The sequence below is a fragment of the Oceanobacillus sp. CF4.6 genome, from assembly GCF_051262635.1.
Classification (GTDB): Bacteria; Bacillota; Bacilli; order Bacillales; family Amphibacillaceae; genus Oceanobacillus.
On record NZ_JBIMEX010000003.1, the window covers coordinates 163562 to 186760 of the forward strand.

17 protein-coding genes are annotated in these 23199 nt (G+C 41.6%); 2 read left to right on the plus strand and 15 right to left on the minus strand.

Translation table 11 applies throughout. From position 1 onward, the window contains the following. Window positions 1-91: 91 nt before the first annotated feature. The 11 genes from rpoE to ACHABU_RS07735 all read right to left on the minus strand — a co-directional run bounded on the left by rpoE (window position 92) and on the right by ACHABU_RS07735 (window position 15309). Window positions 92-577 (minus strand): DNA-directed RNA polymerase subunit delta, encoded by a 486-nt coding sequence (rpoE, locus tag ACHABU_RS07685; RefSeq protein ID WP_435764198.1) that lies wholly within the window; start codon window positions 575-577, stop codon window positions 92-94. Window positions 578-1091: 514 nt separating this feature from the next. Further along, on the minus strand, window positions 1092-4334 hold the full coding sequence (gene icmF / locus ACHABU_RS07690; protein ID WP_435763991.1) for a fused isobutyryl-CoA mutase/GTPase IcmF: 3243 nt from the start codon (window positions 4332-4334) through the stop codon (window positions 1092-1094). A gap of 85 nt (window positions 4335-4419) precedes the next feature. Then, window positions 4420-5028: a TetR/AcrR family transcriptional regulator gene (locus ACHABU_RS07695; RefSeq protein WP_435763993.1), complete on the minus strand. Its 609-nt coding sequence runs from the start codon at window positions 5026-5028 to the stop codon at window positions 4420-4422. Further along, window positions 5025-5966, minus strand: coding sequence for a methylmalonyl Co-A mutase-associated GTPase MeaB (gene meaB, locus ACHABU_RS07700; RefSeq protein WP_435763995.1), 942 nt, complete (start codon window positions 5964-5966; stop codon window positions 5025-5027). The genes ACHABU_RS07695 and meaB overlap by 4 nt, the downstream gene beginning before the upstream one ends. 225 nt (window positions 5967-6191) lie before the next feature. Continuing rightward, entirely contained in the window at window positions 6192-7331 is a 1140-nt protein-coding gene (locus ACHABU_RS07705; protein WP_435763997.1) for an acyl-CoA dehydrogenase, read from the minus strand. Between the two features lie 12 nt (window positions 7332-7343). After that, window positions 7344-8480, minus strand: a complete 1137-nt coding sequence (locus ACHABU_RS07710) for an acyl-CoA dehydrogenase (RefSeq protein ID WP_435763999.1) — start codon at window positions 8478-8480, stop codon at window positions 7344-7346. Between the two features lie 28 nt (window positions 8481-8508). Further along, window positions 8509-9360: a 3-hydroxybutyryl-CoA dehydrogenase gene (locus ACHABU_RS07715; RefSeq protein WP_435764001.1), complete on the minus strand. Its 852-nt coding sequence runs from the start codon at window positions 9358-9360 to the stop codon at window positions 8509-8511. 27 nt (window positions 9361-9387) lie between these two features. Then, window positions 9388-10575 carry an acetyl-CoA C-acetyltransferase gene (locus ACHABU_RS07720; RefSeq protein ID WP_435764003.1) on the minus strand — a complete coding sequence of 396 codons (1188 nt, stop codon included), beginning with the start codon at window positions 10573-10575 and terminating at the stop codon, window positions 9388-9390. Window positions 10576-10780: 205 nt separating this feature from the next. After that, window positions 10781-12880: a (Fe-S)-binding protein gene (locus tag ACHABU_RS07725; RefSeq protein WP_435764005.1), complete on the minus strand. Its 2100-nt coding sequence runs from the start codon at window positions 12878-12880 to the stop codon at window positions 10781-10783. A 321-nt stretch (window positions 12881-13201) separates the two neighbouring features. After that, complete coding sequence (argS, locus tag ACHABU_RS07730; protein ID WP_435764007.1) at window positions 13202-14872, minus strand: arginine--tRNA ligase; 1671 nt, start codon at window positions 14870-14872, stop codon at window positions 13202-13204. Next, entirely contained in the window at window positions 14869-15309 is a 441-nt protein-coding gene (locus ACHABU_RS07735) for a DUF1934 domain-containing protein (RefSeq protein WP_435764009.1), read from the minus strand. Before ACHABU_RS07735 ends, argS begins: the two co-directional genes overlap by 4 nt. Window positions 15310-15492: 183 nt before the next feature. Between ACHABU_RS07735 and ACHABU_RS07740 the strand changes: the two genes are divergently transcribed. Continuing rightward, on the plus strand, window positions 15493-17520 hold the full coding sequence (locus ACHABU_RS07740) for a transglycosylase domain-containing protein (RefSeq protein ID WP_435764011.1): 2028 nt from the start codon (window positions 15493-15495) through the stop codon (window positions 17518-17520). 666 nt (window positions 17521-18186) lie between these two features. Here ACHABU_RS07740 and ACHABU_RS07745 read toward each other — a convergent pair. From ACHABU_RS07745 to ACHABU_RS07755, 3 genes are all read right to left on the minus strand, one after another. Continuing rightward, the gene (locus ACHABU_RS07745) at window positions 18187-18711 is read right to left on the minus strand and encodes a YwhD family protein (RefSeq protein WP_435764013.1); all 525 of its coding nucleotides are present in this window, start codon (window positions 18709-18711) and stop codon (window positions 18187-18189) included. Window positions 18712-18795: 84 nt separating this feature from the next. Next, complete coding sequence (locus tag ACHABU_RS07750) at window positions 18796-19287, minus strand: YwgA family protein (RefSeq protein WP_435764015.1); 492 nt, start codon at window positions 19285-19287, stop codon at window positions 18796-18798. Next, window positions 19277-20596 (minus strand): HD domain-containing protein, encoded by a 1320-nt coding sequence (locus ACHABU_RS07755; protein ID WP_435764017.1) that lies wholly within the window; start codon window positions 20594-20596, stop codon window positions 19277-19279. Before ACHABU_RS07755 ends, ACHABU_RS07750 begins: the two co-directional genes overlap by 11 nt. A gap of 85 nt (window positions 20597-20681) precedes the next feature. On the opposite strand from ACHABU_RS07755, the gene ACHABU_RS07760 reads away from it, so the two are divergent. Beyond that, on the plus strand, window positions 20682-21536 hold the full coding sequence (locus tag ACHABU_RS07760; protein ID WP_435764019.1) for a lipoate--protein ligase family protein: 855 nt from the start codon (window positions 20682-20684) through the stop codon (window positions 21534-21536). Window positions 21537-22131: 595 nt separating this feature from the next. Here the strand turns inward: ACHABU_RS07760 and pta are convergent. Beyond that, on the minus strand, window positions 22132-23109 hold the full coding sequence (gene pta / locus ACHABU_RS07765) for a phosphate acetyltransferase (RefSeq protein ID WP_435764021.1): 978 nt from the start codon (window positions 23107-23109) through the stop codon (window positions 22132-22134). Window positions 23110-23199 lie beyond the last annotated feature (90 nt).

The following is a 23199-nucleotide window of genomic DNA, read 5'->3' on the forward strand; positions in this document are numbered from 1 at the left end:
CATGATACCTGGGGAAACGCTTTTGGTTTTTGAATTCAAAGAGCCCAATAAAGATTGTACTCATACTCCTTCAAAATGTCAAGCAACCCTTTTATTTCTTATCCTTATCCTTATCGTCGTCGGTTTCTTCTTCCAAATCTTCATCATCATCTTCGTCAAAGTCGTCATCCAAATCGTCATCGTCAAGGTCGTCGTCATCAAAGTCATCGGCTACAACTTCTGCAATATCGTCGTCCACGATATCTAGTTCTTCAGCTTCAACAGCTTTCTTTTTCTTCTTTTTAACTTTTTTCTTTTTCGGTACTTCTGTTAACTCTTCTTCCGCCTGTTCGACTGGATACCAGCGCTTAAGGCCCCACATTCCAGAGCCAAGTGTAATAAACCTGCCATCCACATTCAAATCCGTATAGAACTGCGAGATATTTTCTTTCTTATGTTTCGCCGAAAATCCTTTGATCTCAGCAATTTTATCGAATAGTTCTCTGAAATTAACTGCTTTCTTCTCTTCGAATAAGATTTTAGTTGCCATTTCCATCATTGACATATCTTTTAATTCTTCGCGGCTATAATTATCCATGCTCACGGCCATGCACTCCCTTTACTAAAATATTAAAGGCTTTTGTTACGCCTAGATTTATATTCATGAACTTCACGTACTTAAAATACATTCTTAACTATACCATTTTTCATTTAGAATAAACATATCTTACATTATAATCAATTATATATGCAAGACGCCAGAATTAAAGCATGAAAACGTGAGATTAAATTGATTTCACAAGTTTCCATGCTTTTTGTTTTTTTATATGGACGGATTATTGGGCAAGCCCGCTGCTTTTCTTTTGCGCTTTTCGGCGTTTTGCTTATGCCTGCGTTTCTGGTCAGTCGCCTCCGCATTTCATTTTTGTCCAGTTTCGCGTGGGCTAGCGACTACGGGGCATAGGCAAGCCCGCTGCACTTTTCATTTTTGTCCAGCTGCGGCTCCTAGAAACTCCGGTCATAAGCAATCCACCTACAAGCGCCAAGACCATGCGCTTTTCGGCGTTTTGCTTATGCCTGCGTTTCTGAACAGTCGCCTCCGCATTTCTCTTTTACATATTCCTTCTATACTGTCCTCCGACTTCATAGAGGGCAGTTGTGATTTGGCCTAGGCTTGCTACTTTGACGGTTTCGAGTAGTTCTTGGAATACGTTTCCGCCGGATGCTGCAATGTGCTTGAGGCGTTGCAATGCTTCTTCCACTTTGTCTTTGTGGGTATTCTGGAACTTTCTTAATTCGGTAATTTGATGTTCTTTTTCTTCCTTGGAAGCACGTGCCAGTTCCATGGAATCCATTTTTTCATCTGATGGTGGATTCGGATTTAGATAGGTATTGACGCCGACAATGGGAAGTTCTCCGGAATGTTTTTTACCTTCATAATACATGGACTCTTCCTGAATTTTCCCACGTTGGTATTGACGCTCCATTGCACCAAGCACCCCTCCACGGTCATTCATTTTCTCAAATTCCTGCAATACCGCTTCTTCCACAAGATCTGTCAGTTCATCCACAATGAACGAACCTTGCAGGGAATTCTCATTTTTCGCAAGACCGAATTCTTTGTTGATAATCATTTGGATAGCCATGGCGCGTCTTACCGATTCTTCTGTTGGAGTCGTAATGGCCTCATCATACGCATTCGTATGCAATGAATTCGTATTATCCTGAATTGCTAATACCGCCTGCAACGTTGTACGGATATCATTGAAATCAATTTCCTGTGCATGCAAGGAGCGACCCGATGTCTGAATATGATATTTCAGTTTCTGACTTCGTTCATTGGCACCATATTTATCGCGCATCGTAATTGCCCAAATCCTGCGTGCAACACGACCGATAACCGTATATTCCGGATCCAGTCCATTGGAAAAGAAGAAAGATAAATTCTGTGCAAATTTATTCACATCCATCCCTCTGCTTAAATAGTACTCCACATACGTAAACCCGTTTGCCAATGTAAAAGCAAGCTGTGTAATTGGATTTGCACCCGCTTCTGCAATATGATATCCCGAAATGGAGACGGAATAATAATTACGGACATTTTTTTCAATGAAATATTCCTGAATGTCGCCCATCATTCGCAATGCAAATTCGGTGGAAAAGATACATGTATTTTGCCCTTGGTCTTCTTTTAAAATATCGGCCTGTACGGTGCCTCGGATAACAGAAATGGTTTTATCCTTCAATTCCACATACTCTTTTTCGTTTAGATCACGACCGTTTTCCGCTTTAAATATCTCCACTTGCTGATCAATTGCTGTATTGAAATACATAGCCAAAATAATTGGTGCAGGGCCATTGATTGTCATTGAAACCGATGTAAGCGGATTCGTTAAATCGAAACCAGCATACAGCTTTTTCATATCTTCTAGCGTACAAATATTAACTCCACTTTCGCCAACCTTCCCGTATATATCAGGGCGTTCGGCTGGGTCCTCCCCGTACAATGTCACCGAGTCAAAGGCAGTCGACAGTCTTTTTGCGTCATCGTTTTTAGAAAGATAGTGAAAGCGGCGGTTGGTCCGTTCCGGGGTTCCTTCACCTGCAAACTGGCGAGTTGGGTCCTCCCCTTTTCGTTTAAATGGAAAAACACCTGCTGTAAACGGGAAGAATCCCGGCACATTTTCCTTCAGCAGCCATGTTAGACGTTCGCCCCAATCCTGGAATCTTGGGAATGCCACTTTTGGAATTTTAAGGCCAGATAATGATTCGGTTGTTATATCCATGTCAATTTCCTTATCTCTGATGGAAAAAGTCATTGTGTCTCCACGATAGCTTTCGTTCAGAGCATCCCAGGAGTGAAGCAGTTTTTTTGCCTCGGGGTCTAATTGTTCACGATATTGATCAATCGTTTGATCAAGAACTTCCATAACCGTTTCATCTTCCACTACTTCTTTCGTTCCCTCCAGCTGATAAAGCTTTCTAGCGATAGTGCTCTGTTTATCAACTCGCTGGTGATAGTTCCGAATATGTGTTGCGATTTCACGTAAATAGTCTCTACGATCATTGTTAATGATGCTGTTTTGTTTCTCTGAAATAATATTTCTCTCAAAATCTATCGTTTCATCCCAATGGTATTGAGCGTTCAATGTATCAATAAGTGATGCAAATAACGCATTTGTACCAGCATCATTAAACTGACTTGCAATGGTTCCATACACAGGAAATTTGTTTTTATCCTGGTGGAAAAGCATATGGCTCCGTTCATATTGTTTGCGGACCTGATTCAGGGCATCCTCTGAACCTTTTTGTTCGAATTTGTTAATGACGATAAAATCTGCATAATCAATCATGTCAATTTTTTCCAGTTGTGTAGGTGCACCGAATTCTGCTGTCATGACATACATGGAAAGATTTGTGATTTCCGTGATAGCCGCATCACCCTGACCAATCCCGCTCGTTTCAATAATAATAAAGTCATAGCCAGAAGCACGGACAACATCAATAACGTCCTGAATGGCTCTTGACAGTTCCGATCTGGAATCTCGTGTTGCCAAGGACCGCATGTAAACCCGGTCCGTGAAAATAGCATTCATGCGGATACGGTCTCCAAGCAATGCGCCACCTGTTTTCCTTTTTGTTGGATCGATGGATATGATTGCCACTTTTTTACCATTCACTTCATTCATAAAACGACGAATTAACTCATCTGTCAATGAACTTTTACCTGCACCACCTGTTCCGGTAATTCCAAGTACTGGAATATCCTTGTTTCCTTTTTCTTTTAAAGATTCGAGAACCCGCTGTTTTTCGTCTGGATCACTTTGATCGCTTTCCACGTACGTAATAAATTTTGCAATTGCCTTCCGATCGCTCTGCTGAAGTTTTTCCAAATCCTTTTTCATATCGATGGGTGGGATAAAATCAGACTGTTCAAGCATGCGGTTAATCATGCCCTGCAATCCGTATTTACGTCCATCTTCCGGTGAAAAAATCCAATCCACGCCATAGTCATGAAGTTCTTTAATTTCTCGTGGGATAATCGTACCGCCACCACCGCCATATACTTTGATGTGCTCAGCACCAAGTTCCTTCAATAGGTCAACCATATATTTAAAGTATTCTACATGTCCGCCTTGATAGGATGACATGGCAATAGCTTGAACATCCTCCTGAATAGCAGCATGAACTACTTCTTCCACCGATCTGTTATGTCCTAGGTGAATAACCTCTGCACCACTTGCCTGCAGGATTCTCCTCATAATATTGATGGATGCATCATGCCCGTCAAATAAACTCGATGCGGTCACAAACCGGACAGGGTTTTTCGGTGAATACACGTTAACTTGTTCCATCATTCATCCTCCTCGTTTAGGAAATAAAGCGATTTCATTTTTTATCCCGCTTTAACGGGCAATAAGATTCTTACTGATTGAAGGTTCACTCTATTACGTAATCAATAAGCTTCATTTGCATACCTACATATTCATCCAGCGAAAATTGTTTTTGTAAAATCCATCTGCGGAAGCCCCACATATGACCTTCAACAACAATATTATTTGCCAGCAGCACTACTTCCTGCTTCGAAAGTTTATCTTCCGTACACGCAGTAATGACCTTTTCGATGAGTCCTACCATATCGCGCTCTTTCTGTAGGACATAAGCTCTTGTTTCCTTTTTCAATGATTTGACTTCCTGGTAAAGGATTACAATCTCATCCTGCATCTCATCCATTAAGTAATAAAAAGAACGAATGGCTTTTTGCATATTGGGAATGGATGGATACTCCAAGTCAACAGCTTGTGCAATTCGTTCCCTCACTTGCTCATGGATGGAATCACAGACAAGGAATAAGACATCTTCTTTTGTCCGAATATATTCATAGAGTGTTCCAATGCTGAACCCAGACTCTTTTGCGATTTCCCTTGTGGTCGTTCGATGGAATCCTTTTTCTTTAAAAAGTTTAATGGCACCCTTGATGATTTGGTTTCTCCGTATTGTTATTAATTCCTGGTCTTTAACGGATGAATGGATCTTTTCCTCGGTCATGTTGCCATTCCTCCTTCCTTTTTCCACTTTGCAAACAAGTCACTCGCCAACTGGTATGGATCTGTATCTGCTTCGATGGAAGGAAGGTCATCGCTTTTTTCCATAAATGATTTTATATCTCGCCAGATTTCTTCGCGTATTAATTCATGCACCTCAAGTTCAAGCTGTTGTTCACGCTGTTTTTTCCCGCTCTGTGTGGAATATAAATATTCATGATGTTCGTTTATTTTCCCCCATAGTTCATCGATTCCTTTGTTTTCGGTAGTTATTGTCTTCACGATTGGGATAATATGATCTTCTGTTGCCGAACTCATCACAAGCTCTCGTAGAAGTGCTTTCAGCTTTCCAACCCCGTGCAAATCAGCCTTGTTGATAACAAAGAGATCAGCAATTTCCATAATTCCAGCCTTAAAGATCTGGAGTACATCGCCACTGTTTGGGGTGAGGACGACAGCTGTTGTGTCGACTACTTTCATAATATCGAGTTCAGATTGACCAACTCCAACCGTTTCGACAATGACAACATCAAATCCAAACGCATCGCATATTCGTATCGAATCTTTTGTACCGCGGGAAAGGCCACCGAGACTGCCCCGGGTTGCCATACTCCGAATATAGACCCCATTATCTGTAAAATGCTGATTCATTCGTACACGGTCACCAAGCAGTGCACCACCGCTGAACGGACTAGTAGGGTCTACAGCAAGGATAGCAACGGTTTTTCCCTCATCACGTATAAGCGTAATGAGCCGGTTCACGAGCGAACTTTTCCCAGCACCTGGTGAACCGGTAATTCCGATATAGATGGCGTGTTTATCCAGTGAAAAGACATCGCTCAGTAGCTCAAGCTTTTCTGGATGGTCGTTTTCCACCATGGTAATCGCCCTTGCTAGTGCGCGTACATCCTTTTGTTTCATCCGTTCAACGATTTCATGCATGTTGGAACTCCTCTCTGTGAATTGCCGCTACTCAATTGTGGGAGATGAGGTACTGATTATTACCTCCACTCGTCATTTTTTATCGGCGATTACTGGTAGGTTATCGGCGATTTTTTCGATTTTTTCGGCTGAATTTCCTGGTTTATCGGCTGATTTTCATTTTTATCGGCGAATTTCACTACTTTATCCCCGACTCGGCTTTTTAAGAATCTCTCCCTCGTATGTCTACTTCGTCAGCATTCTCCCTATAACTAGACGCTGAATTTCATTTGTTCCTTCGTAAATTTGCGTTATTTTTGCATCGCGCATGTAACGTTCAACTGGGTAGTCCTTCGTATAGCCGTAGCCGCCAAATACTTGTACTGCTTCGACGGTAATGCGCATTGCTGCATCTCCGGCATACAATTTAGACATTGCGGATGCTTTTCCATATGGAAGCCCCTCTGATTCGAGCCATGCAGCTTGATAGGTTAATAGACGGGCTGCTTCAATTTCGGTTGCCATATCAGCAAGTTTAAAGGAAATCCCTTGGTTATTTGCGATTGGCTTGCCGAATTGTTCACGGCCTTTTGCGTATTCTACAGCTGCATCGAGCGCGCCTTGAGCGATTCCTAACGCTTGAGCTGCGATTCCGTTTCTGCCACCATCCAGCGTTGACATAGCAATTTTAAAGCCTTCCCCTTCAGCACCGAGCATGTTTTCTTTCGGGATACGGCAGTTTTCAAAAATTAATTCCGTCGTTGGAGAGGAGCGAATTCCCAGTTTTCTTTCTTTTTTACCGAATGTGAATCCTTCCGTACCCTTTTCAACGATAAATGCACTGATTCCCTTATGTTTTGCATCGGCATCTGTTTTGGCGAATACGATATAGATATCTGCAACCCCACCATTGGTAATCCAAACTTTATTTCCGTTTAAAACATAATGATCGCCATCTTCCTTGGCGGTTGTTTTCATCGCTACGACATCACTGCCGGCATTTGGCTCTGATAATGCATAGGCTCCCAATGCTTCGCCGATGGCCAGTCGTCGCAGGAAGTTTTTCTTCTGTTCTTCGTTTCCATATTTATAGATTGGCCAGCTTGCAAGTGATAGATGCGCAGACAAGGTTACACCGGTAGATGCACAGACTCTGGACAGCTCTTCCACTGCAATCACATAACTGACAAAATCCGATCCAATTCCACCGTACTCTTCCGGCCATGGAATTCCAGACAATCCGAGCTCCGCCATTTTATCAAAAATGCTACGGTCAAAGCGTTCTTCCTCATCCCGTTCGGCGGCTGTTGGTTTTACTTCCTTTTCTGCAAAATCTCGGACCATTTTACGGAGCATTTCCTGCTCTTCGGTTAAATTAAAATTCATCTTCATCTCTCCTTAATTCTTTAATAAATGCTTGGCAATAACAATATGTTGAATTTCATTTGTTCCTTCATAAATTTCTGTTACCTTTGCATCGCGGAATAGCCGCTCCACAGGGTATTCCTTCGTATAACCATACCCACCAAATATTTGAACGGCTTCAATTGCATTCGTCATTGCAGCTTTTGTCGCAACCATTTTTGCCATGGAGGTTTCTTTTCCACATGGAATTCCCTTTTCAATTAAGGATGCTGCATGGTAGGTTAATAGTTTTGCCGATTCAACTGCTGTTGCCATTTCCGCCAGTTTAAAAGAAATGCCTTGATTAACTGCGATCGGTTTACCGAATTGTTCTCTTTCCTTTGCATAGGCTACTGCATAATCAAGTGCTGCCTCGGCAATTCCAAGTCCTTGAGCCGCAATCCCGATCCGGCCAATATTTAAGTTGGCCATCGCAATTTGAAACCCTTTGCCCTCTTCACCTAATCGATTCGCTTTAGGAACGACACAGTTATCAAAAATCAGTTGGACGGTGTTTGAGCCATGGAGTCCCATCTTCTTTTCCTTCTTCCCTATGACAAGACCAGGTGAATCCTTTTCAACGATAAACGCACTGATATCTTTGGCGTTTTCACCAGTCCTCGCAAAGGTGATATATGTATCTGCCACACCGCCATTGGTGATGAAAGCCTTGGAACCATTCAATATATAGTTGCCGCCATCCTTTTTGGCAGTTGTTTTCAGACTGCTGGCATCCGAACCTGCACTAGGCTCTGTCAGTGCAAAGGCACCGAGGTACTCCCCACTTGCAAGTTTCGGAATAAATCTTTTTTTCTGTGCTTCATTCCCAAAATATAAAATTGGATTTGTTCCAACTGATGTATGGACAGATAATATGACTCCAACAGTTGCACTCACTTTCGAAAGCTCGTGAATCGTACTGATATAGGACGTGAAGTCCATTCCACCGCCACCATATTTTTCAGGGATTGGTATTCCCATTAAGCCAAGCTCACCCATTTTGCGGACAACTTCAATCGGAAATCGGTCTTCCGCTTCCATTCGATCAATTTCACCGGCGACTTCTTTCTGGGCAAAATCACGAACCATTTTCCGTACCATATTCTGTTCTTCGGTAAAATTCATTATCATATTCATACACCTCTCTTAGGGTGAGTTACTAGTTGTATTGATAGAATCCTCGACCGGATTTCTTGCCTAGCCAGCCTGCCTTTACGTATTGTCTCAGTAAAGGGCACGGGCGATATTTACTGTCTCCAAAGCCTTCATGGAGGACTTCCATAATATAAAGACACGTATCCAGTCCGATGAAGTCTGCCAGGGTGAGTGGTCCCATTGGGTGATTCATCCCGAGTTTCATGACACGATCAACATCTTCAGGTGAAGCGACACCTTCATATACCGTATAAATCGCTTCATTGATCATCGGCATCAGGATACGATTGGAGACAAATCCAGGGAAATCTTTCACTTCGACAGGCGTCTTATTCAGCTCATCTGTCATCGCTTTAATCGTTTCATAGGTTTCATCACTCGTTTGAAGTCCTCGGATGATTTCCACTAGTTTCATAATTGGAACCGGATTCATAAAATGCATCCCGATGACCTGGTCGGGTCGATCGGTAGCAGCAGCAATTTCAGTTATTGGTAAGGAGGATGTATTGGAAGCAAGGATCGCATGCTTTGGCGCATACTGATCCAATTCACGGAAAATATTTGTTTTCACATCCATATTTTCAACGACCGCTTCAATAACCAAATCACATGCAGCTGCATCCTTTAAATCACTGGAGGGGGATAATCGATTCATCGTTACGGATTTGTCTTCTGCTGACATTTTCCCCTTTTCCACATTACGGGCAAGCAGTTTTTCTATATTTTTGAGACCCTTTTGCAGTGCTTCTTCGTTCATATCATGGAGCAGTACGTCAAAACCGGACTGCGCACAAACTTGCGCAATTCCCGCCCCCATTTGTCCTGCACCAATAACCATTACATTTTTAATTGACATTCGTGATACTCCTCCTTGAATGAATTATTAAGCCTTCGGGACTTCGATCAACACTGCGTCACCTTGCCCGCCACCACTGCAGATCGCTGCAATGCCAAGGCCACCACCACGTCGCTTGAGTTCATGGATTAAAGTTAATATAATACGTGCTCCGCTTGCACCAATTGGATGACCCAATGCAACCGCACCACCATTCACATTAATCTTTTCATTATCGATTCCGGCAATTTTCCCACTTACAAGTGATACTGCTGCAAAGGCTTCATTAATTTCAAATAAATCAATTTCCGCTATGGAATGTCCCGTTTTTTCAAGTAATTTATTTATAACAAGTCCTGGTGTTTGCGGGAAGTTTTTAGCTTCTACAGCTACTTCTGCATGGCCAAGAACGGTTGCCATTGGTGTTTTCCCTAGTTCCGCTGCCTTGTCATCACCCATGACAACAAATGCACATGCACCGTCATTGACTCCAGGTGCATTTCCTGCCGTAATCGTTCCATCTTTGTCAAAAGCTGGTCTTAGTTTTGCTAAACTTTCAACTGTTGTATCTTTCCGCGGTGCTTCATCGGTATCTACAATAATTGGATTGCCTTTACGTACCGGAACTTCAACGGGAACGATTTCTTCGGCAAACTTGCCATCTTCAATTGCTTGGATTGCGCGACTGTGACTGCGGTAAGACCATTCATCCTGTGATTCACGTGTTAGCTCAAATTCCTCCGCAGTAGAATTCCCATAATTCCCCATATGATCGCCGGTAAATGTACAAGTCAGTCCATCATGAACCATCATATCGACAACGCGTTTATCGCCCATTCGGCTTCCCCAACGTGTGTCTGGGAGAAAGTATGGTGCATTGCTCATGCTTTCCATTCCACCCGCTACGATAATATCTTCATCTCCAAGGCGAATCAGTTGATCTGCAAGTGTTACACTGCGAAGTCCTGATGCACATACTTTATTGATTGTTTCGGTTTTCACTTCCCATGGCATGCCAGCAACTCGTGCTGCCTGTCGGGAAGGAATTTGACCCTGTCCACCTTGCAAAACGGTACCCATGATTACTTCATCAATTTCAGAACCGTCCACCCCGGCACGGGTCAATGCTTCCTTAATTGCTTTTCCTCCAAGTTCGGATGCGGTAAGAGGTTTCAACCCTCCACCAAACTTACCAAATGGTGTTCTTGCTCCTGAAACAATAACTGTTTTTCTCATCTATTTTCATCCTTTCTTAAACTATGATTTCGTTTTTGCTATGGCTAATTTACATTTGGAAAAATTGAACTAGCTCGCTTATTTGGTCTACGGATTATTTACGATTTGATTTCCTACAGAACTCTCGATTGAACGCTCGCTCACCAAACTTCGAAATAGAGAGGGGTCTCCAAAGCAAGCCCCTCTATTATTCTAACATGTTAGCTTATGCAGTTTTCGATTGTTCTCCTTCGAATACAGATATTGCCAGAATTTCAGCAACATCCAATGTACTGATATCTTCATCGACCTCTTTTGCTTTTGTTCCATCACTTAACATCGTTAGGCAATACGGACAAGCGCTGGAAATCATCGTCGGTTGAACGGCTAATGCCTGCTCCGTACGGGCAACATTAATTCGGTTTCCGGTTGTTTCTTCCGTCCACATCAGTCCTCCACCTGCACCACAGCACATTCCATTTTCACGGTTGCGATTCATTTCAACTAACTCAAGTCCTGGGATTGCTGTCAAAATCTCTCTTGGCGGATCGTAAACCCCATTATATCTTCCTAAATAGCAGGAATCATGATAGGTTAATCTTTCATTTATCGCCAGCACGGGTTTCAGTTTAGCTGTTTTCACAAGGTCATATAACAGTTGGGTATGGTGATATACTTCTGCTTCGTAGCCGAAATCCGGATACTCATTTTTAAAAATATTATAGGCATGCGGATCAATTGTAACGATCTTTGTGACACCATTCTTTTCAAATGTTTTTATATTTTTCTCTGCAATTTCCTGGAATAAAAATTCATTTCCGATACGACGTGCCGTATCTCCGGAGTTTGTCTCCATATTACCTAAAATTGCAAAGCTTACACCAGCCTGATTCATCAATTTAGCAAAGGCCATTGCAATTTTTTGACTGCGGCTATCAAATGATCCCATTGAACTTACCCAGAAAAGATATTCAAACGTTTTATCCTCTTTTTTCAGTTCTTTAACTGTTGGAATATAAACAGATTCATCTTCATCACGCCATTTGATACGGTCTTTTTTGGATAGTCCCCATGGATTTCCTTGACGTTCAATATTTGTTACTGCACGTTGTATATCGGAATCCATTTTCCCTTCTGTCATGACCAGATAACGACGCAAATCAATAATGGTTCCCACATGCTCATTATTTACTGGACAAGCATCTTCACAGTTTCGGCAAGTTGTACACCCGGAAAGCTCTTCCGCTGTAATCACATCACCGATTAGACTTGCACTTTGAACTGTAGCCGCTGCCTCTTTATTTGCACTTGCCACATTTCCTGTTGCACCTGAAAAAGCATACGATGGAACCCAGGCGGATTTTCCTGTAACTGCCGCCCCTTTTTCTGTCAAATGGTCACGGACTTTAACCATAATATCCATTGGAGAAAGCATTTTCCCTGTTCCAGATGCAGGACAGACATCTGTACAGCGTCCACATTCCACACAGGCATAAAAATCAAGCATTTGATGCTGTTCGAAGTCTTCTACCTTACCGACGCCGAATGTAACCTCTTCTTCACTATCTTCATCAATCTCGAAATCTATTTTTTTCAATTTGCCAGGAACCTGTTTACTTAAGAAAACATTTATCGGCGCTGCAATTAAATGAGCATGCTTTGATTGTGGTACATATACAAGGAAGGACAATAAGGTAATCGTATGTACCCACCAGGCAATATAGAATAATACCGTTGCTGCTCCTTCTGATAACCAACCGAAAGTCATTGCTACTAAACTTGCAACAGGTTCTGTCCATGCCGGGTCATGTCCATGCCAAATCATAGCCATCCCATTACCGAATAATACAGAGACCATTAGTGTTCCAATAAAAATCAGAACAAGTCCTGCTTTAAATCCTCTTTTTAAACGGACGAGCTTTTCCATATAGCGACGATAGAAAGCCCACGCCACAGCTACTAGAATCATTAATGTAACTAGTTCTTGAAAAAATACGAACCCAGGATAGAACATTCCAAATGGTAAATGATTTCCCGGCGAAAGTCCTTTTACGAACATATCAATCGCACCTAATTGAACAAGAAGGAAACCGTAAAACATCATCACATGTATTGTTCCAGATTTTTTATCCTTCAGTAGTTTGGATTGACCGAATACAATCTTCCAGACCCTTTTCAAGCGCAATTTTATTTCGCCATCAAACTCGGATTTATGCCCTAGTCTTATGTAAGCAATTCTTGTTGTAACGACTTTTACAAATAAATAGAGTGCATAAAACGTAATAATTAGAAATGCGATCCAGTTTATCATCATAAAAGTTTCCATTTACTGCGCCCCCTTTGTTTTTGTTCTACTTTAAAATGATAGCGATTCCATTTTTCCGAATAAATAGTTTTATAAAAATACTTACTACTATTTTAAACCTGAACGATCATTCAGTCAATAGATTTCTGTTAAAATTCCGAATCTTTGTATAAGGAAAAATCCAGGAGTTTGGCGATTCGCCGTTAAAACTCCCGGATTGGCTGATAAAATCGGAATTTCGCCGATAACATTTAAAAAGCACCGATATTCTTGTGAAATTCGCCGATAAACTGCACCGTGCATGCGCACTAAGGTCCCTTGCTTATGCTTCCGCATTTGTTACTACATTTTCTCTGGTGCGGATACGCCGATTAGTGCCATTGCATTTGCTAGTGTTAAGCGAACTGCTTTCATGAGGGCTATGCGTGCATTGGTTCTTTCTTTGTTAGCTGTGTCGAGTACTTTTTCCGCATTGTAGAAGCTGTGCAGCAGTGATGCTAGATCGAATACATATTGTGTTACCTTATGCGGTGTATGTTTCTCTGCTGCATCTGTTACGATTTGCGGGAATTCGCCTAATTTCTTCAGCAAATCCATTTCTTTTTCTGCTGTTAGCAGGTTTGTATCAAAGTTATCATCTGCTGCAAAGCCTTTCGTTTTAGCTTGCTCAAGCATGGTACAAATACGGGCGTGTGCATATTGTATATAAAAGATTGGGTTATCGTTGGATTGGGCACGCGCCAAATCCATGTCAAAATCAAGCTGAGAATCATTGGAGCGTGTTACAAAATAATAACGAACAGCGTCAACGCCAACTTCATCCATTAACTCTCTTAATGAAACAGCCTTCCCTGTGCGTTTGCTCATTTTAACTTTTTCTCCGCCTTCAAAAAGGTTAACCATTTGAATAATTTTCACGTCAAACTTTTCAACCGGGTACCCAAGCGCCTGGATAGCAGCGCGCATTCTTGGAATATATCCATGATGGTCTGCTCCCCATACATTAATAATATAATCAAAGCCACGATCCAATTTATTTTTATGGTATGCGATATCCGGAGTCAAATAAGTATAATTGCCATCCTGTTTAATCAGCACTCGATCCTTGTCATCGCCAAGGTCGGTTGTACGAAACCACATTGCACCGTCTTTTTCATACGTAAATTTACCTTCTTCCAATGTATGCAATGCATCGGTAATTTTGTCATTTTTATAAAGTGACCGCTCCGAAAACCAGCTATCGAATGTAACACGGAAATCCTGCAAGTCTTTTTCGATACTCTTCAACGAAGCGTTCAAGCCGTATTCTTTAAAATGTGTCAGACGTTCGGATTGATCTTTGGTAACAAATTCTTTTCCATGTTCTGCAACGAGTTTCTTTGCAATATCAATAATTGCTTGTCCATGGTACCCATCCTCCGGCATTTGCACATCTTCCCCAAGTTCCTGAAGATAACGCGCTTCTACAGAAAGTCCCAGGTTGTCGATTTGATTACCTGCGTCATTAATATAATATTCACGTTCCACTTCATAGCCAGCAGCGGTTAGCACATTACAAAGCACATCACCGAATGCTGCATTACGAGCATGTCCCAAGTGAAGGTCGCCTGTAGGATTAACCGAAACAAATTCTACTTGGACGCGTTCGCCATTACCGGTATTTGTTTTACCGTAATTTTCTCCTGCTTGTAGGATTGTTGGAATAATTTCTCCTAGAAAATCATTTTTCATAAAGAAATTAATAAACCCTGGTCCAGCAATTTCTACTTTTTCGATGGAAGCTTTGGACTGATCCAGATTCGCTACGATAGCATCAGCAATTTGACGCGGCGCTTTTTTTGCAATACGTGCCAGTTGCATCGCCATATTTGTTGCAAAATCACCATGTGCTTTATCTTTCGGTTTTTCAAGAATAATCGCCGGCAGTTCTTCTTCTGTTGCAAGCTTTGCCATAATAACAGCGGCTGCGATTTCCTGTTTCAATGTGTTTTCTGTTTGTTCCAAAACGTTCATTGATTTTCCTCCTCTTTATATATCAACTCTAGTTTATGTTTTCGCTTATCCTGTCCATTTAATTGAACGTTATAGTTAATGGTCAGGTGACCTTCCACGGAATCGCTTGCCACCTTATATGCAATCGTTTCGGTAAATGTCTCCATATGTATTTTCCCATGGGCATGATGATATATATTCTCTGTTAGTTGGTTTGCCTTAAATTTCTGATTCATAATAATTGCACCAGATCTATTTATACTGACTTTTTGTTTCTGGATCGTAATTAAATTTTTAATGATGGATCCGTCATCTAACTTTTCCTCAAAGATCAATACATCCAAATCTTTTTTTCGGAAATAATTGCCTGACTGGATTTGGTCATTGTACTCCTTTTGACCATTATCTTCAATGACAGTACGGAGTTTAATGTTTACTCTCTTTTGGAATGAATCCATTTTATCGCCTCTATCTATCACTTTAATGTCCCTATTATAGCGATAAATGATAGGGATAATCAATGTTTATATCGTTTTTGTCTAACAATAGGTAAATATAGAAATTTCTGCTTCCTGCGTTTATATCCAATTGCAGTATCCCATAATGGGAATACTAACATTTTTATATTGGAGATTACGATTATGCGATTTTGGCCTAAAAAGCTCATTCATAAACTGATACTTTCTCTTTTTGCTTTAGGGATTCTTTCTTTGGCTACCATTTATTTGCTGGCTTTCCTAATGGGGCCACCTCAGCTTGCTGGGGACCAGGCAACAATTATATATGACCAAAACGATACGATTATTGGTGAAAAACGTGATGTACTGATAAAGCATTGGGTCCCATTAGATGACATACCACCCCTAGTTGTCGATGCAACTGTCATGATAGAGGATCAGCGTTTTTTTGATCATCAAGGATTTGATTATAAACGGATTGGTGGGGCAATTCTGAAAAATATTACGAGTGCTTCTTTAAAAGAGGGTGCTAGTACACTAACACAGCAATATGCGAGAAATTTATTTTTAACTCCAGAAAAGACATGGACACGTAAAATAAAAGAAGCTTTTTATACCGTTCGGTTGGAAATGTTTTATTCCAAAGAGGAAATTCTCGAAGGCTATTTAAATACGATATACTACGGGCATGGTGCCTATGGAATACAATCGGCGAGCAACTACTTCTTTAACAAAGCGGTCACAGATTTAACATTGGCGGAAGTTTCCATGCTCACGGGGATTCCTAAAGGTCCTACCTATTATTCTCCATTAAATAATGAGGAGAATGCAAACCAACGGCAACGACTCATTTTACAAACATTGCGCGGGAAAAATATTATTTCTGAAGCAGAGCAAGCAGCTGCATTAGAAGAGAAACTGGTCTATTCTGTCACCCCTAAAAACCCAGGAGCAGCCCCTTACTTTCAGGATGAGGTGTTACAGGAAGCCTCTCGGTTGCTCGATCTTGACCAGAGTGAAATAAGGGCAGCCGGTTATCAAATCCATACCACATTAAATAGTGAATTTCAAAAGCATCTGGAGGAAAACATCCTTGAAACGATCAAGGGTACGAGCGACGTCGAAACAGCAGCAATTTCAATGGATCCTCATACTGGAGCGGTTTTAGCGATGGTAGGTGGAAGAGATTATGAGAAAAGCAGTTATAACCGGGCTGTGGATGCAAAAAGAATGTCTGGTTCCACTTTTAAGCCGCTTTTGTATTATGCTGCATTACACCATGGTTACACCGCAAGTACACAGTTAATGAGCAAACCGACCGTTTTTGAAATGGAAAATGGAGACGTTTATCAGCCAAGCAACTTCAATGGCTATTATGCCAATGAACCGATTACCTTGGCACAGGCGCTTGCCTTATCGGATAATGTGTACGCTGTAAAAACAAATATGTATCTTGGGCCTGAAAAGTTAGTGGAGACGGCAGAACAATTTGGGCTAAATGGAGATTTTCCAGCTGTTCCCGCATCGGCACTTGGTACGGCATCTGTTTCGGTCGAAAACATGACGGCTGCATATGGCATGCTTGCCAATGGGGGACAGAAAGTTGCTAGCTATACGATTGAAGAAATTATCAATCGACACGGAAAAAAGGTTTATGAAAAGAAGTTGGATACACGTGAGAAGGTGCTCGATCCTAAAAAAACATTTATTTTAACACATTTAATGACGGGCATGTTTGATGAGGAGATGAGTGGCTACACTTCTGTAACAGGTTCCGGGATAACAAATCAGCTGACAAATCTATACGCAGGAAAATCCGGAACAACAAATTCCGACAGTTGGATGATTGGTTACAGCCCTTCCATTGTTACCGGAATCTGGACAGGTTATGATGACAACCGCAACATGGAACTTGTTTCGGAGTCAGCCTATGCAAAGGAAATTTGGGCAGCGTTTATGGAAGCGGCACATGAGGGGCAAGCACAAGGTGCATTTGCCATGCCATCCGGAGTCGTTGGCATTCCGATTGATCCTGCCACAGGAAAACGTGCCACACCAGACTGTGGGACGAGTAGAGTGATGTATTTTGAAAAAGGCACCGAACCGCGGAGCTATTGTTCTGAACATGATTCTTCGGAGGAAGAAATAGAGCATCTGGAGGATAGCGAAGAAAAAGGCGTTTTCGAGCGATGGTTTGATGTGTTTTTCTAAAAGCTCTTTGATGAATGTTTGGTTGCTTTATAATTCTCGTAGTTGATATAAAATGCGAACTAGGATAGAAACTTCGACGACCGCTCTGGGAAATACACTGCGCTTTCCACGGGCGGCTGGTGAGCCCCTTCATGCTGACGCATTTCAGTGTCTCACCTATGCCTCTCTTCCCGTTGGAGTCTCCGTGTATTTCCCAGAGCTGGTTAGAGGTTGCTGACAATTACTATAGCGGGTTCTAAAATAACATCATACAACTTTACCAGTCCGGGTGAGCGGCGGGCGGTGACTCCTGCGGGAAAAGCACGTGTCCGAAGACCCCGCAGCGGTGGATTTTCCGCGAGGAGGCTGAGGCCGTGCCCGCGGAAAGCATCCGCCCAGAGCGATCCCGGACGGCGGGATAGTAGTTAATTCTTAGTTTATATTTTTTGCAACAATAACAACAATCATTTTCGGTAGGCGAGTAACCGTAGTCTAAAATTCTTAGAAAGCAACCTTCTAAAAATAAGCAAAAAAACAGCCAACTGTCAGGATAAGTCCGTCTTATCTGATCGTTGGCTGTTTTTTTGTCCTAGCAAACATGAGTTAGCCCATGTATCCATATTTTACAAACTTTTAATGAAAAGTACAAGAACTTCGGATAAGTTTCACCATTTAGTCACAATTTCGTTATTTTATGGATAACGCATCCTTCAGTTCGTCAGTCGAGTTATTCCACATGTCTTCATGAAACTCCACAAGGAATTCTTTAAGTAACTTCTTCGATTGGTCATCCATATGTTCAACAATAATTTTACCTTTGAGCGATTTTTCCATATGTGTAACATGTTGTGCCATAGATTTATATGCACGCTTGATTTCACGATCAACGCGAATTTCACTTCCTGTTACTCCCCCATAATAAGGGCCGTTCTCTCCACGTTCCACATTTACCCAGACAATCCAATATAGTTTGCCATTTGGAACTTCATCTCTCTCTGGAATCCATTTCACTCGGCGTTCTATTTCACTGCGTGCATGCATCGCACCCATGTCAACGTAGGCTTTATTTTCATTCGGGTCGACAATGACCGGGGACATATTTTCCAGGCTAATTGTACCAGCACCGTATCCACCATGGCCATCTGTGGAATCATCCTTGATAATCGTAAAGGAATTTTTCTTCTTTTTATCTGAAGATTGATCTGAACTCATCTAGCATACCTCCTATTACTTACTAATAATTATTGTAGCATAGGTACTTCCTGCTTTTTAGTTTTTTGCCTTCGTTGCGGTTTACTACTTTAATGTAGCAATAAAGTTAACTGCTTCCCGTATTTCTTCATCGCTGAACTTTTGCTTTGGCTTTACCGTATGGACCTTTTCGATATTCTCCTCCAATGACAGGTGGTCGAAATAAAACATTGTTGAAACTAGCTCAAGGAATCGTGAGCTCTTCCCTTTAAGCATGTCCACTTTTGCAGTCATATCCGGCATATTCAATGAAAATTGATGCAGAAAATCTTCCCCTGCAGCTGTAATTTGATAATTATATTGATAATAATTGCTTTTATCCTCTTTTTCTTCCTGCAAAAAACCAAGATTGCATAGCTCTTCCACACGTAGTGTCAGTTCTTCCGAATAGGGTCCATAGAAATGGAACTGGTATTTTTCTTCAAACGGTATATGGCATTTCTGCAGAATATAAATCATCTTTTGTAGCTTCTTACGCCCTGTTACTTCATTAGCCACGGAAAAGAATTGCATTATTTTTGCATGATTATTCAACATCTTCCTTCGCTCCTTGCGCGTACAAAATTTCCTTGATGCGTTTCTTGAGAGTTTCATCCTTCAGTTCGTTCAGTCGATCTTTAGGAAAATACAATTTATGGTCTGTTCTTTTTTTACCCGAAATTGCTTCCACGATATCCGAATGTCTGGAAAGTTCTTTCAAACTTCCATCCGGCATTAACAAATTAATTGGTAAACGCTCCTCTTCTTCCCCTGGACGATAGAAATCATATGGAAGATCAGAGGATGAATCCACAACAAGATAATAATCAGGATCAATCGCTGCTTGTTGGAAAAGTTTATAAAGCTCTAGCCAATCATCCATCTGCAGGTTCGGATTGAATTCAACATATTTGAATAAGCGCCTGTTCATGAACCGTTCACATAAATCGCATAAAATTTCGTCGTCTTCTTCCTGCCAAAGTTGGAAATAATAATGAACAATCATCTCATCCAGCTTCAAGTAAGCTTTAAGATCAACTTCTCCCTCAAAAAAGGAGACGAAATGGGTCGGCTTTAGTTTAAATGTAAATTCTTTTGTTTCATACAAATATTTTGCTCGATGGAGGATTTTCGATAGGATTACTTCCGCACTCCGTGTTACTGGGTGGAAATAAACCTGCCAGTACATTTGATAGCGACTCATAATATAATCTTCAACAGCATGCATTCCGGTTGATTTAATGACAACCTGATCATCTATTGGACGCATGACTCTCAAGATTCGTTCCATATCAAAGTGACCATAACTAACACCGGTAAAATACGCATCCCGCTGCAAATAATCCATTCGGTCTGCATCTATTTGGCTGGAAATCAAGCTGACTACTAGCTTATCCTCATAGGTTTTTGCAATGACATCTGCAACGTTTTGAGAAAAGCCCGTACTGACGCGTTCCAGTATTTCATTTATTTTCGTGTCTCCGATAACAATTTGTTGGGTGAAATATTCATGATCGAGTTTAAACACCTTTTCAAAGGAATGTGAAAAAGGGCCATGACCCAAATCATGCAAGAGTGCAGCACAGAGACAAAGCAATCGTTCATCTTCATTCCAATGGGGACGATCCTGGAAATTATTTATAATCCGGCGTACAATTTCATACACACCAAGCGAGTGATTGAAGCGACTGTGTTCAGCGCCATGGAAGGTCAGGTTCGTTGTTCCTAGCTGCTTCACCCTGCGCAGTCTCTGGAATTCAGGTGCTGCGATTAAATCCCAGATCACGCGGTCCTTCACATGGACATACCGGTGGACAGGATCTTTAAATACCTTTTCTTCCGATAATTTTTCGTCTTTATATGACATTCGATTTTCCCCATCCGTTCTTTTTCGGCGATTTTAGTTTATTATATAATAGATAATCAGCGGATTAAAGGGTAAGGAGGCAATTATGAAAAACTGGAAAGAAATAATAAGTCATTCGACATTTCGATATATGGATCATTCTAATGAGAAAACGTTCTATAAAAAGCCTTACACTGCACTGACTTCATTTGCAGTCGATGATGCTCTGGCAATGTCTGTCAGTAATGGAGAATCCCCACCAGCAATACGACTTTGGGTGCATCCACCAACAATTGTACTTGGTATTCCGGATGCCAGACTCCCTTACTTGGAGGAAGGTGTACACTATTTGACGGGACAAGCATATCATGTCGTCGTCAGAAATTCGGGCGGACTTGCGGTTGCGCTTGATCAAGGCGTTCTAAATCTCTCACTCGTTATTCCCGGTGTCAAGCACCTGTCCATCCAGGACTGCTATGATGCAATGGTAAGCTTTGTCCAGTATATGCTCCGTGACTTGACCGACGCCATTGAAGCTTATGAGATTGTTGGTTCCTACTGTCCCGGTGATTATGATTTGAGTATTGGTGGCAGAAAATTCGCTGGCATTTCACAGCGGCGTGTAAAAGACGGTGCAGCCGTGCAAATCTATCTTGATGTGGAAGGAAACAGTAAAAAGAGGGCTTCTGTCATTCGGCATTTTTATGACCTTAGCAAAAAGAACGAAGCGACCAAATTTGATTACCCGACAGTAGAGCCAGAAGTGATGGCATCCTTATCGGAACTGCTCGGTGTGCAACTCACTGTGGATGAAATGAAGCAAAGAGTCCATGCCACATTGGATGACTTTAGTGAGGAAATCGTTGAGACGGATTTTACCGATGCTGAAATTGCTGTTTTTGATAAAAGGTATGCTTTGATGGTAAAACGGAATGAAGTGATCGCTTTGATGCAGGAGTAAAAGCTATATTTGATTCGCGAAACTCCCACTCTCCGCCCCACAAAAAGCTGTTTTTGACACATTATCTATAAACTACGAAGTAACTGAACTGCTTGTTTTCTATCAGTATGCAGAAACTTCGGCGACCGCTCTGGGAAATATACTTCGCTTTCCGCGGGCGGCTGGTGAGCCCCTTCATGCTAACGCATTTCAGAGTCTCACCTATGCCTTTCCTCCCGCTGGAGTCTTCGTATATTTCCCAGAGCTGGTGTTAAGCCTACAAAAGATTAACAGCTTAGTGATATTAGATAAAAATCGTATCACAACTTCACCAGTCCGGGTGAGCGGCGGGCGGTGACTCCTGCGGGAACAAATGTTTTCGGTGGGGCGAGTAATCGCAGTCCCAGCACGTGTCCGAAGACCAGAAGAGTGGTTTTCTCTTCGGGGCTGAGGCCGTGCCCTAAGGATGCGCATCCGCCCAGAGCGATACCGGACGGTGGGACAAGCAGTTACTTCGCATTTCATCTCAACTACGAAAATTGTAAAGCAACAAACATTATGAAAAGAACCCAAAAAAAGTCCTGCATCAAATTACCATGCAAGACTTTTTTGATATTTACTCAGCTACTGCCTGTGCAGCAGTAATGATTGCTAAATTATATACATCTTTTGAGTTACAGCCACGGGAGAGGTCGTTAACTGGTTTATTCAAACCTTGCAAAATGGGCCCGACTGCTTCAAATCCACCTAGGCGTTGTGCAATTTTATATCCAATATTTCCTGCTTCGAGACTAGGGAAAATAAATACATTTGCATTTCCTTTAAGTATGGAGTCTGGTGCTTTTTTCTCTGCTACACTAGGTACAAATGCAGCGTCAAATTGTAATTCCCCATCGATCATAAGCGCAGAATCCTTTCCTTTGGCTATTTCAAGAGCGTTTAAAACTCTTTCTGTTTCTTCCGATTTTGCTGAGCCATTTGTGGAGAAACTTAACATAGCTACACGAGGATCTACATCAAATAAACGAGCTGTAACTGCACTTTCAACAGCGATTTCAGCAAGGTCCTGACTGTCTGGAGCAATGTTGATTGCACAATCCGCAAACACGTATTTTTCATCATTGCGAACCATGATAAATACACCGGATGTTTTTTTAATCCCTTCTTTTGTTTTGATAATCTGTAATGCCGGACGAACCGTATCAGCAGTTGAATGAGCTGCACCACTTACAAGTCCATCTGCTTTATTCATATATACAAGCATGGTTCCGAAATAATTTTCGTCAAGCAGAATTTTACGTGCATCTTCTTCTGTTGCTTTCCCTTTACGGCGTTCGACAAAGCTTTTAACCATTTCTTCCATTTCTGCATAATCACTTGGTTCAAGAATCGTACAGGTGGATACGTCTACACCAATTTCCCTCGCCTTTTTGCTGATGCTTTCTTTGTTTCCGATGATTATCGGAGTTAAGACCCCAGCAGAAGCTAACTGACTGGCTGCTGTTAGAATACGTTCATCGAGACCTTCCGGAAAAACAATTTTCTTACCCTTTGATGATACTTTATCTGTTAATTGATCAAATAATGTGCTCATAGTAAAACCTCCAAGTTAAAATACACTCCTACTTTCAGTGACAATCATAAACGATTTAAATGGATATTTAAAGAATAGAGCGCCTGTAAG

What these genes read in the sequence shown, in the direction of transcription:
- rpoE (WP_435764198.1), bottom strand. Translation starts at nt 577, where the DNA reads ATGGATAATTATAGCCGCGAAGAATTAAAAGATATGTCAATGATGGAA.
- icmF (WP_435763991.1), bottom strand. Translation starts at nt 4,334, where the DNA reads ATGGAACAAGTTAACGTGTATTCACCGAAAAACCCTGTCCGGTTTGTG.
- ACHABU_RS07695 (WP_435763993.1), bottom strand. Translation starts at nt 5,028, where the DNA reads ATGACCGAGGAAAAGATCCATTCATCCGTTAAAGACCAGGAATTAATA.
- meaB (WP_435763995.1), bottom strand. Translation starts at nt 5,966, where the DNA reads ATGCATGAAATCGTTGAACGGATGAAACAAAAGGATGTACGCGCACTA.
- ACHABU_RS07705 (WP_435763997.1), bottom strand. Translation starts at nt 7,331, where the DNA reads ATGAATTTTAATTTAACCGAAGAGCAGGAAATGCTCCGTAAAATGGTC.
- ACHABU_RS07710 (WP_435763999.1), bottom strand. Translation starts at nt 8,480, where the DNA reads ATGATAATGAATTTTACCGAAGAACAGAATATGGTACGGAAAATGGTT.
- ACHABU_RS07715 (WP_435764001.1), bottom strand. Translation starts at nt 9,360, where the DNA reads ATGTCAATTAAAAATGTAATGGTTATTGGTGCAGGACAAATGGGGGCG.
- ACHABU_RS07720 (WP_435764003.1), bottom strand. Translation starts at nt 10,575, where the DNA reads ATGAGAAAAACAGTTATTGTTTCAGGAGCAAGAACACCATTTGGTAAG.
- ACHABU_RS07725 (WP_435764005.1), bottom strand. Translation starts at nt 12,880, where the DNA reads ATGGAAACTTTTATGATGATAAACTGGATCGCATTTCTAATTATTACG.
- argS (WP_435764007.1), bottom strand. Translation starts at nt 14,872, where the DNA reads ATGAACGTTTTGGAACAAACAGAAAACACATTGAAACAGGAAATCGCA.
- ACHABU_RS07735 (WP_435764009.1), bottom strand. Translation starts at nt 15,309, where the DNA reads ATGGATTCATTCCAAAAGAGAGTAAACATTAAACTCCGTACTGTCATT.
- ACHABU_RS07740 (WP_435764011.1), top strand. Translation starts at nt 15,493, where the DNA reads ATGCGATTTTGGCCTAAAAAGCTCATTCATAAACTGATACTTTCTCTT.
- ACHABU_RS07745 (WP_435764013.1), bottom strand. Translation starts at nt 18,711, where the DNA reads ATGAGTTCAGATCAATCTTCAGATAAAAAGAAGAAAAATTCCTTTACG.
- ACHABU_RS07750 (WP_435764015.1), bottom strand. Translation starts at nt 19,287, where the DNA reads ATGTTGAATAATCATGCAAAAATAATGCAATTCTTTTCCGTGGCTAAT.
- ACHABU_RS07755 (WP_435764017.1), bottom strand. Translation starts at nt 20,596, where the DNA reads ATGTCATATAAAGACGAAAAATTATCGGAAGAAAAGGTATTTAAAGAT.
- ACHABU_RS07760 (WP_435764019.1), top strand. Translation starts at nt 20,682, where the DNA reads ATGAAAAACTGGAAAGAAATAATAAGTCATTCGACATTTCGATATATG.
- pta (WP_435764021.1), bottom strand. Translation starts at nt 23,109, where the DNA reads ATGAGCACATTATTTGATCAATTAACAGATAAAGTATCATCAAAGGGT.